The 14079-nt window shown below is 36.0% G+C and carries 13 protein-coding genes; 7 read left to right on the plus strand and 6 right to left on the minus strand.

Annotation, left to right across the window (positions count from 1 at the left end; all coding sequences use genetic code 11):
• The first annotated feature begins 40 nt into the window (after positions 1 to 40).
• The 4 genes from ACWPWS_RS10375 to ACWPWS_RS10390 all read left to right on the plus strand — a co-directional run bounded on the left by ACWPWS_RS10375 (position 41) and on the right by ACWPWS_RS10390 (position 4465).
• Entirely contained in the window at positions 41 to 1375 is a 1335-nt protein-coding gene (locus ACWPWS_RS10375; protein ID WP_105684000.1) for an Nramp family divalent metal transporter, read from the plus strand.
• A gap of 557 nt (positions 1376 to 1932) precedes the next feature.
• Positions 1933 to 2469 carry a nucleotide exchange factor GrpE gene (locus ACWPWS_RS10380; protein WP_209785448.1) on the plus strand — a complete coding sequence of 179 codons (537 nt, stop codon included), beginning with the start codon at positions 1933 to 1935 and terminating at the stop codon, positions 2467 to 2469.
• A 101-nt stretch (positions 2470 to 2570) separates the two neighbouring features.
• The gene (dnaJ, locus tag ACWPWS_RS10385; protein WP_105683998.1) at positions 2571 to 3689 is read left to right on the plus strand and encodes a molecular chaperone DnaJ; all 1119 of its coding nucleotides are present in this window, start codon (positions 2571 to 2573) and stop codon (positions 3687 to 3689) included.
• Positions 3690 to 3784: 95 nt separating this feature from the next.
• Positions 3785 to 4465: a DUF4304 domain-containing protein gene (locus ACWPWS_RS10390; protein WP_309511535.1), complete on the plus strand. Its 681-nt coding sequence runs from the start codon at positions 3785 to 3787 to the stop codon at positions 4463 to 4465.
• A 173-nt stretch (positions 4466 to 4638) separates the two neighbouring features.
• On the opposite strand, the gene ACWPWS_RS10395 is transcribed toward ACWPWS_RS10390, so the two are convergent.
• Positions 4639 to 5523 (minus strand): DUF808 domain-containing protein, encoded by an 885-nt coding sequence (locus ACWPWS_RS10395; RefSeq protein ID WP_454046432.1) that lies wholly within the window; start codon positions 5521 to 5523, stop codon positions 4639 to 4641.
• 155 nt (positions 5524 to 5678) lie between these two features.
• On the opposite strand from ACWPWS_RS10395, the gene ACWPWS_RS10400 reads away from it, so the two are divergent.
• The 3 genes from ACWPWS_RS10400 to ACWPWS_RS10410 all read left to right on the plus strand — a co-directional run bounded on the left by ACWPWS_RS10400 (position 5679) and on the right by ACWPWS_RS10410 (position 8594).
• The gene (locus tag ACWPWS_RS10400) at positions 5679 to 6161 is read left to right on the plus strand and encodes a tetratricopeptide repeat protein (RefSeq protein ID WP_454046433.1); all 483 of its coding nucleotides are present in this window, start codon (positions 5679 to 5681) and stop codon (positions 6159 to 6161) included.
• A 121-nt stretch (positions 6162 to 6282) separates the two neighbouring features.
• Positions 6283 to 7674, plus strand: coding sequence for a serine hydrolase (locus ACWPWS_RS10405; protein WP_454046434.1), 1392 nt, complete (start codon positions 6283 to 6285; stop codon positions 7672 to 7674).
• Between the two features lie 50 nt (positions 7675 to 7724).
• Complete coding sequence (locus ACWPWS_RS10410; RefSeq protein WP_209785454.1) at positions 7725 to 8594, plus strand: alpha/beta hydrolase; 870 nt, start codon at positions 7725 to 7727, stop codon at positions 8592 to 8594.
• Positions 8595 to 8925: 331 nt separating this feature from the next.
• On the opposite strand, the gene ACWPWS_RS10415 is transcribed toward ACWPWS_RS10410, so the two are convergent.
• The 5 genes from ACWPWS_RS10415 to ACWPWS_RS10435 all read right to left on the minus strand — a co-directional run bounded on the left by ACWPWS_RS10415 (position 8926) and on the right by ACWPWS_RS10435 (position 14067).
• Positions 8926 to 9624 carry a DedA family protein gene (locus tag ACWPWS_RS10415; protein WP_105683992.1) on the minus strand — a complete coding sequence of 233 codons (699 nt, stop codon included), beginning with the start codon at positions 9622 to 9624 and terminating at the stop codon, positions 8926 to 8928.
• A gap of 86 nt (positions 9625 to 9710) precedes the next feature.
• The gene (prfB, locus tag ACWPWS_RS10420; protein ID WP_105683991.1) at positions 9711 to 10823 is read right to left on the minus strand and encodes a peptide chain release factor 2; all 1113 of its coding nucleotides are present in this window, start codon (positions 10821 to 10823) and stop codon (positions 9711 to 9713) included.
• A gap of 130 nt (positions 10824 to 10953) precedes the next feature.
• Positions 10954 to 11442, minus strand: coding sequence for a hypothetical protein (locus ACWPWS_RS10425; protein WP_454046435.1), 489 nt, complete (start codon positions 11440 to 11442; stop codon positions 10954 to 10956).
• Positions 11443 to 11459: 17 nt separating this feature from the next.
• Complete coding sequence (locus ACWPWS_RS10430) at positions 11460 to 12566, minus strand: NAD(P)/FAD-dependent oxidoreductase (protein WP_454046436.1); 1107 nt, start codon at positions 12564 to 12566, stop codon at positions 11460 to 11462.
• A gap of 145 nt (positions 12567 to 12711) precedes the next feature.
• Positions 12712 to 14067, minus strand: a complete 1356-nt coding sequence (locus ACWPWS_RS10435; protein ID WP_454046437.1) for an ATP-binding protein — start codon at positions 14065 to 14067, stop codon at positions 12712 to 12714.
• Positions 14068 to 14079 lie beyond the last annotated feature (12 nt).

The raw sequence follows: 14079 nt of genomic DNA on the forward strand, positions 1-14079 counted from the left end.
ACATTTATTTAATTAAATTTGTTAGTCATTTCTAACATTTATGAATTTCAATATAAAAAGCGCCTGGCGAAAAGATAAAACAAACCATTCCTTATCAGAGGTTTATTCATCTATCAAAGTACCTAAAAATGCCACTTTCTGGAGAAAATATCTGGCATTTGCAGGACCAGGACTGATGATTGCTGTAGGCTATATGGATCCCGGAAACTGGGCTACCGATATTGCCGGAGGCGCTCAGTTTGGATATACACTCCTTTCAGTAATTCTTATCTCCAATATTTTTGCGATGGTTCTACAGCATTTATCCGTGAAACTCGGAGTTGTTGCAGAAAGAGATCTTGCACAGGCATGCAGAGACCACTTTAGCCCTACTACCAATTTTATTCTGTGGGTATTCTGTGAAATCGCGATTGCCGCCTGTGATCTCGCCGAGGTTATTGGTTCAGCCATTGCACTGAACCTGCTATTCCATATCCCGTTAACCTGGGGAATTGTCATTACAACAGTAGATGTTTTGATTATTCTTTTACTTCAGGCCAAAGGCTTCCGATGGATTGAGAGTATTGTAGGTGGCCTTATATTCATCATTCTGGCTTGTTTCGTGTATGAAATTGTCATTTCACAGCCTGCTTTCAATGAAATTCTGGGAGGCTTGGTTCCACAAAAAGAAATTATTCAGAATCCGGCTATGCTTTATATTGCCATCGGAATTTTAGGAGCCACGGTAATGCCTCACAATTTGTATCTTCATAGCAGTATTGTACAGACCAGAGATTATACCCGTGACACTGAAGGAAAAAAAGAAGCGATAAAATTTGCCACCATAGACAGCACAGTTTCATTAATGCTTGCTTTCTTCATCAATGCAGCAATCCTTATTCTGGCAGCCGCTACATTCCATACTACAGGAAACGAACATGTGGCTGATATTCATGATGCCTATAAAATGCTGACTCCTATTCTGGGAGCTTCTATGGCAAGTATTGCGTTTGCCATTGCTTTATTAGCATCCGGACAAAACTCTACATTGACTGGAACCCTTGCCGGACAGATCGTAATGGAAGGATTCCTGAACATCAGATTAAAACCGTGGCTGAGAAGATTGATCACCAGACTTATTGCTGTAATTCCTGCACTTATTGTTGCCATTCTTTACGGAGAACAGGGAACCACTGAATTATTGGTTTTAAGCCAGGTAATTCTATCCATGCAGTTGAGTTTCGCCGTTGTTCCATTGGTGATGTTTACCAATGATAAAGCCAAAATGGGTGAATTTGCCAATAAGCCTTTCCTTAAAATCTGTGTATGGATTATTTCCATCATTATCATTGTTTTAAATCTGTATCTGCTGTATCAGACGTTTACGGGAGAATAAAAAAATACAACTATAGTTTTTAAATTGACTATTGGACATTATTAAATGAATGGTCAATAGTCAATTTTTGCTTTGCAAAGTCAATTTTAATTTCACACCACAAAAAATTCACTAGCAAAGCGGATTGACATATTCACAATTGACAAGTGAATGGTCAATGGTCAATTTTTAATTTCACACTATAACAAATTCACTAGCGAAGCGGATTGACTTATTCACAATTGACAAGTGAATGGTCAATGGTCAATTCTTAATTTCACACCACAAAAAACTCACTAGCGAAGCGGATTGACATATTCACAATTGACAAGTGAATGGTCAATGGTCAATTTTTGCTTTGCAAAGTCAATTATTAATCTCATACTACGACAAATTCACAAGCGTAGCGGATTGACATATTCACAATTGACAAGTGAATGGTCAATAGTCAATTTTTAATTTCACACTATAACAAATTCACTAGCCACTATTCACCGCTACTCATTTTTCTGCCTTAATGTCCAGATTTTGGATTTGGCAGGCTCTTTGTCAAACAATCAGTAAATAAATATTGAATTATGGAAAACCAGGATATTAACGAAGAAAGCATCAATAATCACGAAGAAAACACTGTTCAGAATGACGCAACGTCTCAGGACAATGTGACAGCTGCTCCTTCGCCAGAGGAACTTTTGGCAGAGGAAAAAGACCGTTACATCAGATTGTATGCTGAATTCGAAAACTATAAAAAAAGAACGAGCAAAGAGAAGATGGAATTCTTCCAATATGCCAACCAGGAAATGATGGTTTCAATGTTAGGAGTTTTGGATGATTTTGAAAGAGCTTTAAAAGAAATCGCTAAAAACGGAAATCCGGCTGACCTGCAAGGTGTAGAGCTTATCTATCAGAAATTCAAGAATAAACTTACAGAAAAAGGCTTACAAACAATGGAAGTAAAGGCTGGTGACAGCTTTAATGTTGATTTCCATGAAGCGATTACTCAGATCCCTGCTCCATCAGAAGATTTGAAAGGAAAAATCGTAGACGTTATTGAAACAGGATACACTTTAGGAGATAAAGTAATCCGTTTTGCAAAAGTAGTAACAGGAAATTAGAATTCATAAATGATAAATGATGAGTGATAATTGATGAATGTTTCACTTATTAGCTTTACAATATCTTTTATCATCTATCAACAATCAATTATAAAATTGTCATGTCAAAAAGAGATTATTACGAGGTTCTTGAGATCAGCAAATCTGCATCCGCCGAGGAAATAAAAAAAGCATACCGTAAAATGGCCATCAAATTCCACCCGGATAAAAATCCTGGGGATAAAGAGGCTGAAGAAAAATTTAAAGAAGCTGCTGAGGCTTATGAAGTTCTGAGCGATGATCAGAAACGTGCAAGATACGATCAGTTCGGTCATGCGGGAGTAGGTGGAAATGGTGGTTTCGGAGGCGGAGGCTTCGGAGGCGGAATGAACATGGAAGATATTTTCAGCCAGTTTGGAGATATTTTCGGTGGTGGTTTCGGAGGATTCGGCGGTGGCGGCGGAGGCCGTCAGCAGGTAAAAGGTTCTAATTTAAGAATCAGAATCAGGCTAAATCTTGAGGAAATGGTAAACGGTACTCAGAAAACCATCAAAGTAAAGAAAATGAAGATGGCAGAAGGTGCCACTTCAAAAACATGTCCTACCTGTAACGGTTCCGGTGTTCAGTTAAAAGTAATGAATACCATGTTTGGCCAGATGCAGACTCAAACAACGTGTAGTACTTGCCAGGGAATTGGAAAAGTTGCTGACAAAATTCCTGCAGGAGCTAATGCCCAAGGCCTTATTAAAGATGAAGAGGAAATTACCATCAATATTCCGGCAGGAGCAAGAGACGGTATCCAGCTTAATGTAAGAGGAAAAGGAAATGATGCCCCATTTGGTGGAATTCCGGGAGATTTATTGGTGATTATTGAAGAGGAAGTAGATCAGGTGATCAAGAGAGAAGGCGATAATCTTCACCAGGAACTGTATGTTTCATTTGCTGAAGCCGCTTTAGGAACTAAAAAAGAAATTCCTACAGTAGGTGGAAAAGTAAAAATTACCGTTGATCCGGGCACCCAATCCGGGAAGATCTTAAGATTGGCTGGAAAAGGACTTCCAAGTATCGACAGTTATGGTAAAGGAGACATGTTCATCCACATCAATGTATGGACGCCGCAAAAGCTTACTAAGGAACAGAAAGACTTCTTTGAAAAGCAGATGTCCAGCGGAGAAATGGTTGCAGAACCATCCGGAAAGGAAAAAACTTTTTTTGATAAAGTAAAAGATTTATTCAATTAATATAAGAGAGGCTTTTTAAGCCTCTTTTTTTATGCTCTTTAATTTTTTATATTTTTGTCCATTATTGGATTGACTCAAAAGACTTCTGGAAACCCATGGATACAAGAACAATATTTTTAAATGCCTGTAACGAAATCGCCACTCAGCTTGATGGTTTCAAAACACTCGAAAAAGGACAAAGGCTTAAGAAAGTATCCCTTGATAAAGATATCTATTTTGAAATTTATTTTCAGTCGAGTTTTAGGAATGATTCTTCATCCATTCAGCTCCTTCCTCATATTACTATCTATTCTAAAATTTTAAAGAAATGGCAGATAGAACAAACTAAAAATGAATATGCTCAGGGATTAATTTTTGGAAATCAGATAGGGTATTTAATGCCCTATAATAATTGGAAAGAATGGAATTTAGCAGGATTGTCTTATGAAAAATCAATTCTTGAAATCACAGAAAATATAGAGAAATATATACTTCCAATTTTCGAAATTTTTAATTCTAAGAAAATCGCCATCGAGTTTTTAAAGAACAAGGGAACAAAGTTTAATCAATGGTCAGAAGATTCAATTTCTCCTTTAGATTTCCTTCTATGCTTTTCAGAAAAGGAGACCTCTGAAGTTTTTCTAAATAATTTTGTAAACAGCTGTCCATATAAAGGGAAAATTCTTAAACTTTACGAGAGCCTAAAAACGGAAAATGAAATTGATCTCAATTATTCTGAATTTCATGGAGCTCAAACCATTAAATTAGCCTACATGAATGGGTTGAAAATAAAATAAGGTTGCTACAAAACTATATCTTAATAAAGGATAAGAATTTCAGCAAATGCCTATGCAAAAAATGCGATTATAACTTTTAATATATCAACCGATAAATTCTCTACATGTATTAATAAAAAATCCTGCACTCTCACGAATACAGGATTTTTTGGTTATTTAATTCTAATTCTGTTTTATTTTTTGGTTGCCAGAGCGTAAATCCCTTTTCCTAAAGTAAATATGGCAACCGCTGCCAATCCGCCAACAACTCCAAGCGTAAGTTCTTTTAAAACATCCGGCCAGGTTGGAAGTATACCATGAAGAAATTCTACTCTGTGTAGAAAAATTCCACCGGCAACCATTATTAAAGCAATTGTTCCGACAACTCCTAATATTTTAATAACAATAGGTAAAGCCTTTACTAATAAATGCCCAAGCCTCCCGAAAAAACCTTTATCATTGCTTTTCTTTATTAATTTAAACCCTGCATCATCCATTCTTACGATCAAAGCTACAATTCCATAAACACCAACAGTCGCAATAAATGCAACCAAGCTCGTTACTAAAATCTGCGTAATGAAAGGATGACTTTCTTCCAATACGGTTCCTAAAGCAATAATAACGATCTCAATGGATAAAATAAAATCCGTTGTAATGGCCGATTTTACTTTCTCTTTTTCTATTTCTTCAGAACTTTTTTTATCTTCTTCAATTTCCTCTATAACTTCATGACCCTTTTTGTCACGGTGAAAAAGAAATTCTATTACTTTTTCAACCCCTTCAAAGGCCAGATAGAATCCTCCAAGGATCAATACATAATTAATAGCCGGAGCATACAACCAATTAAGCAAAAAAACGATGGGAAGAATGATCAGTTTGTTGATAAAAGAACCTTTTGTAATTGCCCATAAAACCGGAATTTCTCTTGAGGAAAGAAAGCCTGTGGCTTTTTCTGCATTTACAGCCAGGTCGTCTCCTAAAATTCCTGCTGTCTTTTGGGTAGCGACCTTACTGGTAACCGCTACATCATCCATCAATGCTGCAATATCGTCCAAAATAGCAAAAAAGCCTGATGCCATATTTTAATAATTTTTTAATCTTTGTTAAGTTCAGCAAAAATAAATATTTAATTCCGTTTTTGGATTCATAATATGACAATAATTTTGAAAATTATGAGAAAGATTAAGCAATGCTCCATTTTCAATATTTTATATCTTTGTTTAAAATCTATTCCATGGATGAAAACTGGGAAACCCAACTACAAAGTATCTGGCTAAAACTTGGAACAATAAGCAGTGAAGCGTTTATTCAACAAATTAAAAATCATGTAGAATTACTTACAGTGACAGATTCCCGGGCTATTGCAGATTTTGAAAGAGCCTGCGCTTTTGACTCTACCGGACATGAAAAAGAGGCTGAACCTTTGTACAGATCTGCGCTAGATAAAGGATTAACCGGCTTACGAAGAAGAAGAGCAAGAATCCAGCTGGCAAGTACTTTAAGAAATAATGGGAAAATAGAAGAAAGCATCCATATTTTAAGGGAAGAAAAAGCTAATGAGTCTGATGAACTGAATGATGCGGTAGATTCTTTCTTAGCACTGTCTCTTTCTTCAGCAGGAAAACACAAAGAAGCACTATCTATCGCTTTAAAAGCACTATCAAAACATTTGCCCAGATACAATAATTCTTTAAGCCGCTATGCTGAAAACCTTTAATTCTAAACTATATTCCGGCGTTTCTACCAGATATGACATTCAAGTCCAGTCCTTACAGACACAGAATTGTACACTACCAATATTAAGCTTAATTTTAACCGTTTTTTAAAAACCTGATACCATGCGACGTCAATTTCAATCTTTAGCTTTAGGATGTTTATTTTGTCTGTTCAGTACCATCTGCCCAACTTTAAAAGCTCAAACAGAAACTCATCTCAATACTGTTAATCAGGCAAAGAAAAAACAGGAAATAGACAGCATTATACAAGCATACGCTGCCATTAATAAGTTTAATGGAACTGCCCTAATCCATTATCAGAATAAAAATATTTTCGAAAGGTCATACGGCTGGCAGGATGCAGAGAAAAAGATATCCAACCAGAACAAAAGTGTATATCAGATTGCATCTTTAACCAAATCATTCACAGCCCTGGTTATTGTAAAACTAAGTGAGGAAGGGAAACTTTCTTTTAAAGATCCGGTTTCAAAGTTTATTCCCGATTATCCGAGAGGAAATGAAATTACGATTGAACACCTGCTCACCCACACGTCGGGTATTTATGAAGTACTGCGAAATAAAGAATATTTCAGCCTGCTTCACACCAGAAAATCAATAGCCAAAAATAAAGAACTCTCCTTTTTTAAAAATGAACCCCTGGATTTTGAGCCCGGCACTCAATTTTCGTATACCAATTCAGGATATATTGTATTGGGACTCATTATTGAAAAACTCACAGGACTTTCCTATGAAAATGCGGTAAGAAAAATCATCTTAAATCCTCTGAAGATGAATCATACCGGGTTTAATTACATGGCTTTGAAAAGTACTTACAAAACAGTTCCTTATTCTTATATTTCAAAGACAAGACAGGAAAAAACTGAAGTATGGAATTCCACATTAACCGGTCCTGCAGGACAAATCTATAGTACTGCCGAAGACCTGTACAATTACTATATCGGATTGAGGGATTATAAAATTGTATCCAAAGAAGCTTTTAAAAAAGCTACCACACCTTATTTAAGCGGTTATGGCTACGGTTGGTTTATTGATGATCTTTACGGGAAAAAACTCATTAACCATGGTGGAAATATAGAAGGCTCTACAAGCTATTTTGCCATGCTTCCTGAAGATGACCTCTGCATTATCCTTTTGAATAATATCACAAGTAAAAGACTGGAGAAAGTAGGAAATACTATTTTAGCAGCCCTGTTAGGACAACCTTATACCCTTCCACAGCCCAAGAAAGAGATCACTCTGGGAGCTGATATTCTTAAAAAATATGTTGGTGATTATGCTCTTTCTGATGATAGTGTTATTCATATTCTGAACGAAAACGGTCAGCTTTTTATACAGAACAATAAAGATCCTAAAGTAAGAATGCTGGCTGAAAAAGAGGATGTATTTTTCCTGCAGGATGATGACACCGAAATTACTTTTATTTTCAAAAAGGGAGAAAAGGATGTTATTACGATCAAAAAAGGACTTTCATCAAAGACCGCAGAACGACTTTAATTCAACATTAATCATTTCATAATCAATAGAATTTTCCGTAAATTTAAGTAATGAAAAAGCTCATTCTCAGGTATCATTTTTTTGTCATGGGATGCATTGGTTTCCTCTTGCAGTCCTGCAATACGAAATTCAGAGTATGGGTTGGTCCCGGAGGTCAACAGAAGATTTACAATTTGAAATATGGTGAACACAAAAGACAGAAAATGGATGTCTTTCTTCCCAAAGATTATGCTGAAGATTCCCCTGTAGTCCTTATTGTTCACGGCGGAGCATGGACGTTAGGTAAAAAAGAGCATATGATTCAGGTTCAGAAAATGCTTTTTGAAAACCGCATTCCGAGTATCAATATGAATTATAGATTGGTTTCTACCAAAGAAAAAATCACTTATAAACAACAGCTTGAAGATATTGCCCTGGCTATTGAAAAATTCAATTCTTTAGCAGAAAAGGCAGAACTTCAACCCAACAATTATATTCTTTTGGGAGAAAGTGCAGGTGGGCATCTGGCCTTACTTTACGGATATCAGTATCCTGAACAGATCAAAAAAATCATCTCTTTAAGCGGCCCGACAGATTTTTATAGCCCGGAATATCTTAAATCTTTTTATTCCAAATACACCTCTCCTACTTTTCAAAAGGTAGTAGGAACTAAATTTGACCGGAAAAATATATCCGAAGCTTTCAAAGAAGCCAGTCCCATCGCCAATATTACCAATGTACCTACCCTGATATTTCAGGGAAATAATGATATACTGGTTAATCAGCATCAGGGAATTGCTATGGATTCAGCACTTACAAAAATGAAAGTTCCACACAAATTCATTTTCATGAAGGGTGCCGGGCATGCTCCAAGATTTTTCAGCAAAAGAAAAAGAGACAGCATTATCTATCCGAATATTCTGGAGTGGATTAAAGAATAGTTATCTATTTAAAATAATTAAACAACTATTCTAACCACTTCGTTCATAAGAATCTTTTAAATATTCAGTATAAAAAAAATAATTTTTGCCTGGTAGATGTATTTAAAAATGCTATGGGCGCAAAAGAATTTTAATGCTTATATCTCTCGGGCGCAAAGACACTTCGTTCAGCTAGGCAGGTGACTTAGCTAAGTGAAACGCCTCTGCGAAAGAAAAAATAACAGATCATCATAATAATCTTGCGAGCTTTGCGGGGTAAAAAAAATTTCTTATGCATAAAAAAACCATCTCATTGCTGAGACGGCTCTGTATATTTTGATTGAATTATTAATTATTCAAAGTCCTGATCTTCATATTTTTTAGAAAGATCTTCTTTTTTTCCAAAAACAAATTTAAAGATCACCGGAAGTGTAGTGACTAACACGATGACAATAATGATGTATTCCAGCTTTTGTTTTAAGTTGATTCCGAACTGTTCCATAAAAAGTTTGTCCAGATAATGCCCTGCAAAGATCAGAATGAATGACCATAATACGGCACCAATGATGTTATCTCTTAAAAACTCTTTTTTATCCATTTTTACAATACCTGCTACAATAGGCGTAAAAGTTCTCACAACAGGTAAGAATCTTGCCATAATAACAGCTAATGCGCCGTGTTTTTCAAAAAAATCGTGTGCCTGATAAAGGTATTTCTTCTTGAAAAGCATTGAGTCTGGCCTTTTATATAAAGCAGGTCCTGCCTTTCTTCCAAAATAATATCCTACCTCATTTCCTATAATAGCTGCAAGAGCTACCCCTGAAGCTAACAATGTGGTATCTAAGAAATCGCTTCCTGTAGACCCAAAAGTCTCTTTGATGATTTCAACGGCATAAATCCCCGAAACGAAGAGTAGTGAGTCCCCAGGTAGAAAAAATCCTACAAAAAGACCTGTTTCAGCAAAAACAATAAACAAAATCAGCCAAAACCCTCCCATTTTTATATAAAACTCCGGGTTTAATAAATCCTTCCAGCTATTGAAATCTTCCATAAATATCGATGAACAACAAAAGTAAGCCTAAAATGTCTGAAACAAAAATTAATTATAAGATTTTAACTAAAATTCAAACATGATTTTTATAAGTCCAGATCATCATCGGAAACTGCCGTTCCATCGGCCATTAAGAATGCTTTTAAGAAAGGAGTAATATTTCCGTTCATTACGGCATCCACATCAGACGTTTCATGACCTGAGCGTACGTCTTTCACCAATTTGTAAGGGTGCATTACGTAGTTTCGGATCTGGCTTCCCCACTCGATCTTCATTTTGTTGGCTTCTATCTCATTTCTGGCCTTCATACGCTCTTCCAATTCCATCTCGTAGAGTCTTGAACGAAGGAGCTGCATTGCTTTTTCTTTATTCTGAAGCTGAGAACGGGATTCTGAGTTTTCAATAATAATCCCTGTTGGTGCGTGACGAAGACGTACGGCAGTTTCTACCTTGTTTACGTTCTGTCCTCCTGCGCCGGAAGCTCTCATGGTTTCAAAACTGATGTCTGCAGGATTAATATTAATTTCAATCGTATCATCCACCAAAGGATATACGTAAACAGAAACAAAACTTGTATGGCGTTTTGCATTACTGTCAAAAGGGGAAATTCTTACCAATCGATGCACTCCATTTTCGCCTCTTAAATATCCAAAAGCAAATTCTCCTTCAATTTCCAGGGTAACAGTCTTCACACCTGCCACATCTCCTTCCTGAAAGTTCAGTTCACGGATTTTATAGCCTTGTTTTTCGGCCCACATCGTATACATTCTCATCAGCATGGCTGCCCAGTCACAACTTTCTGTTCCTCCTGCACCTGCTGTAATCTGAAGAACAGCCGAAAGCTCATCTCCTTCATTGGAAAGCATATTTTTGAATTCAAGATCCTCAATTTTCTCTACCAACTGCGGGAATGTTTCATCCAGTTCTTTTTCAGAATCCGGATCTTCTTTTGCAAAGTCAGCTAAAACCTGCAAATCTTCAAACTGTGTCTGAATTTCATCATAGCCTTCTACCCATTTTTTCTTGGAACGAAGCTGTTTTAGAAATGCTTCAGCAGTTTTTGGATTGTCCCAAAATTCGGGTGCCGCCGTTTTTTCATCATCATTGGCAATTTCAATCTTCTTTTTTTCAATCTGAAGGTATCTGTGTAAGTCTTCAATTCTGGATTGAACTTCTTTTATCTGGTCGTTGTTAATCACGAATTTTTCTTTTTGCAAAAATAAGGAATTCTTTTAGAGTGGAGCATTCTGAATTTAAAGTTCCAGGTTTAAAGTTTTGGGTTCGGATTGGAGCTTTATTAAGGCTTCAGAAGATGATTAGAAGTTATGATTATTTGATAATTTCAGCTTCAAAGCTTCTCCTAAGGAATTCTTTTGATTGTTTACTTTCAGATTTGAAACCTACCATAGTTAAAGCATAGACAAACAAAAGCATGCCTAAAGGAAGAAAAAGTTCTACTGATATTTCTTTTTCTCTTATAGCTCTTATGGAAACACCTATGAAGAAAATCAGGGCAAATGAACACCAGACTATTAAAAAAAATAATACAAATGCATGTAATGATAGAGCCACCTGTATTTTTACTCCATTATTTTCCTTTTGAATTCTACCATTTATCTGAGGAAGAAAAGAATTCCTGTATTGTATCACTCTGCTGATTTCAAAGCTGTTATTATGGATAGATCCTTCATATTCTTTCATATAATTTCTCCCTAAACCGAATTTTTTAGGTTCTACAAAATCGGAGAGTCTTGTTAAAACTTCCTGTTCGGATAAATGGGTTCTATAAGTAATGCGTTCAAAAGGCAAATATTTCATGTATAATGCACGTGTATTTATATCATTTCTGCTATCATTTCTCCAATCTTCGGAGCTAAGGCAACTCCCATTCCTGAAAGTCTTACGGCACAAAACTGTCTTTCTGAAATCTGTTTTACAATAGGTGTTTTTTCATCACCCATGGCCATAATTCCTGACCAGCGAAGTGCTATTTTAAAATCTGTATAAGGAAGTATAACTTCTTTTAAAAAATTTTCCAAATGATTTTGCAGAAATTCTGTCGTTTCAAAAGCCGTCGTTTCTTCTGTCTTAAAATCCTGATTTCTTCCGCCACCCAGCAATATTCTGTTTCCTACATTTCTGAAATAATAGTAGCCTTCATCATAATGAAACGTTCCTTTAAGTTTTAAATCTTCTATAGGCTCAGTCAGAAGAATTTGTCCGCGGGCAGGAATAATATTTTCATTTTCCAAAAATGTTGAAGTGAATGCATTGGTACAATAGATGAGCTGATCGGCTTTTACAGAAAGATCAGTGGAAAGATAAACCTCAACTTCATCTGTTTTTTCTTCAATATTCTGAACTTCTGTTCCGAATAAAAATTCAATTTTCAGTTCATGACATTTTTCCAGCAATTTCTGTAGTAACTTTCCGGAGTGAAGACTTCCTTCACAAGGGTTTTCAATCAAAAATGCAGATTTTCCCAACCCGAATTCCTGTATTTTATTCTGTTTTAAAGTATAGGTTTTATCCAGTCCGGTTAATGCTTTCAGCTTTTCATTGATTTCGTCAATATGAGATAAAGGCTCTTCACCATTGATGATTTCATAGCCTCCATTCAACTCAAAATCAATTTCTTCATGGGTAAAATAATGTCTGATTTTCTGCAATCCGTCAAACCTCATTTTAACAAGTGCAAGCGTTTTCTCCCAACCCATTTTATGAGCATCTGCAATGACTTCAGTAAGGCTTCCAAAACAGGCAAACCCGGCATTTCTCGTGGAAGCACCCAATGGAATGGCATTCCGTTCAATAATCAAAACGGATTTCTCAGGATATTTTTCTTTGATGGATATTGCTGTCCATAGTCCGGAAAACCCTGCACCTATAATAATGATATCTCTTTTTCTGTAGAAAGTGTCCAGTTCCCAGATGCTGTTCATGAGTAATGAGTAATGAATGATGAGTCATTTTTTGTAAAATGTATAATGTAAAAAGTATTAATGTACGATGCAGCGCAACCTTAAACCTTAAACCTTAAACCTTAAACCTTAAACCTTAAACCTTAAACTTTAAACCTTGAATATCTTACCCTTTGTCTTTCTCTTCCTCATTATGCTGGAATCCGATTGCTCTTACCGGTTCTTCAACAACTCTGTAGGTTTCCAGCTCGCTCTTCAATGCCTGAATTCTGAATTGGAAATCATCAAAATTATTGATAATAGCATCAGCAAGAAATCTCGCTACCTGATCAAGATATTCTTCAGTAAGCTTTGATCCGGCATCTCTTAATGCGCTGTCTAAAAGTTTCTGATCAATTTTCAGCTTTTCGTTTCTGGTTCTTTGGTAAAGATTTTTAATTCTTTTCTTGAGGCTTTGGGTAAAATCTATCAGCATCGTATTGCTGAATGCTTTCATTTTTGAAGAGATTTCATGCCAGAAAGGAATTTTATCCGCTTTGTTATTTTTAAGTATTTTATAGAGTAAAGAATCTTCCTCAAGTCCTCTGGTCATGGCGTAAAGAATAATTTCTGAACGCTCTGAAGCATTAGGTGGAAAGATTGGTATCATCACATCAAATCTTCCCGGAGCAAGAATTTCCTCGTCAATTTCTGAAACAGAATTGGCAGAACCTACCATCAAAACACCTTCTTTTTCAAATTTTCCGATGTAATGAAGAATCAGCTCCTGAGCTTCAAGATTACAGGAAGCAATATCTGTTTCTGCCCTTCTCTGCATCATAATTTCATCAAAATCATCCATGAAAAGCAGCATTTTATTTTCCTTCATCATACTCAGCAGGAAATCACTGAAGTTGATTTCATTCCCGTCAATCAATGAAGTTCCTAAATAGTGCTTTTTTACTTCTTTAAACTGATAGCCAATGATTTCAGCAATTTTATTAGCCCAGAATATTTTTCCGCTTCCCGGAGGTCCGTAGAGAATAATTCCTGCTGGTTTATTGATGCCCCAGTCTTTGATCTGCTGTGGATTCAGGAATGGTTCCAGAACAGTGGATGTATAAAAGAACAGATCTCTGTATCCTATGAAATCTCGTTGTTTAAGACTTGTTTTATGCCCAAAATAATCATAGACGAACTGATAGTTTCCACCCAGTTTGTTATCAATCCCATAGCTTGATATAGAAGATTTGAAAAAGCCATTATCGAAAATATTAAGATTATTATCCTTGATTACTTTTTCCACCTTGTCTTTTGGCTGCTTAATGACTTCGGCAATCTGCTCCAGGGTTTTATTTTTATCCAGATCTTTTTCGTACAGCCTTAAAAAATCTAAATTTTCGCGGGCAAATTTTTCAAAATCTTCTTTTACTTCAAAATTGGTACTGATGCATTCTACCAATTCAAGATCGAAATCCTGTATAAATTGTTTTATGGCTTCTGCAGAAACATTAAGTTCTTCTGCCAGTTCAATTAGCTTCATAAGTCTTGGTTA

The organism is Chryseobacterium sp. Marseille-Q8038 (genome assembly GCF_965111995.1).

Coding starts and splice junctions, on each gene's coding strand:
- ACWPWS_RS10380 (WP_209785448.1), top strand. CDS start 1,933: ATGGAAAACCAGGATATTAACGAAGAAAGCATCAATAATCACGAAGAA.
- ACWPWS_RS10395 (WP_454046432.1), bottom strand. CDS start 5,523: ATGGCATCAGGCTTTTTTGCTATTTTGGACGATATTGCAGCATTGATG.
- ACWPWS_RS10405 (WP_454046434.1), top strand. CDS start 6,283: ATGCGACGTCAATTTCAATCTTTAGCTTTAGGATGTTTATTTTGTCTG.
- ACWPWS_RS10390 (WP_309511535.1), top strand. CDS start 3,785: ATGGATACAAGAACAATATTTTTAAATGCCTGTAACGAAATCGCCACT.
- ACWPWS_RS10400 (WP_454046433.1), top strand. CDS start 5,679: ATGGATGAAAACTGGGAAACCCAACTACAAAGTATCTGGCTAAAACTT.
- ACWPWS_RS10425 (WP_454046435.1), bottom strand. CDS start 11,442: ATGAAATATTTGCCTTTTGAACGCATTACTTATAGAACCCATTTATCC.
- dnaJ (WP_105683998.1), top strand. CDS start 2,571: ATGTCAAAAAGAGATTATTACGAGGTTCTTGAGATCAGCAAATCTGCA.
- ACWPWS_RS10435 (WP_454046437.1), bottom strand. CDS start 14,067: ATGAAGCTAATTGAACTGGCAGAAGAACTTAATGTTTCTGCAGAAGCC.
- ACWPWS_RS10430 (WP_454046436.1), bottom strand. CDS start 12,566: ATGAACAGCATCTGGGAACTGGACACTTTCTACAGAAAAAGAGATATC.
- ACWPWS_RS10415 (WP_105683992.1), bottom strand. CDS start 9,624: ATGGAAGATTTCAATAGCTGGAAGGATTTATTAAACCCGGAGTTTTAT.
- ACWPWS_RS10410 (WP_209785454.1), top strand. CDS start 7,725: ATGAAAAAGCTCATTCTCAGGTATCATTTTTTTGTCATGGGATGCATT.
- ACWPWS_RS10375 (WP_105684000.1), top strand. CDS start 41: ATGAATTTCAATATAAAAAGCGCCTGGCGAAAAGATAAAACAAACCAT.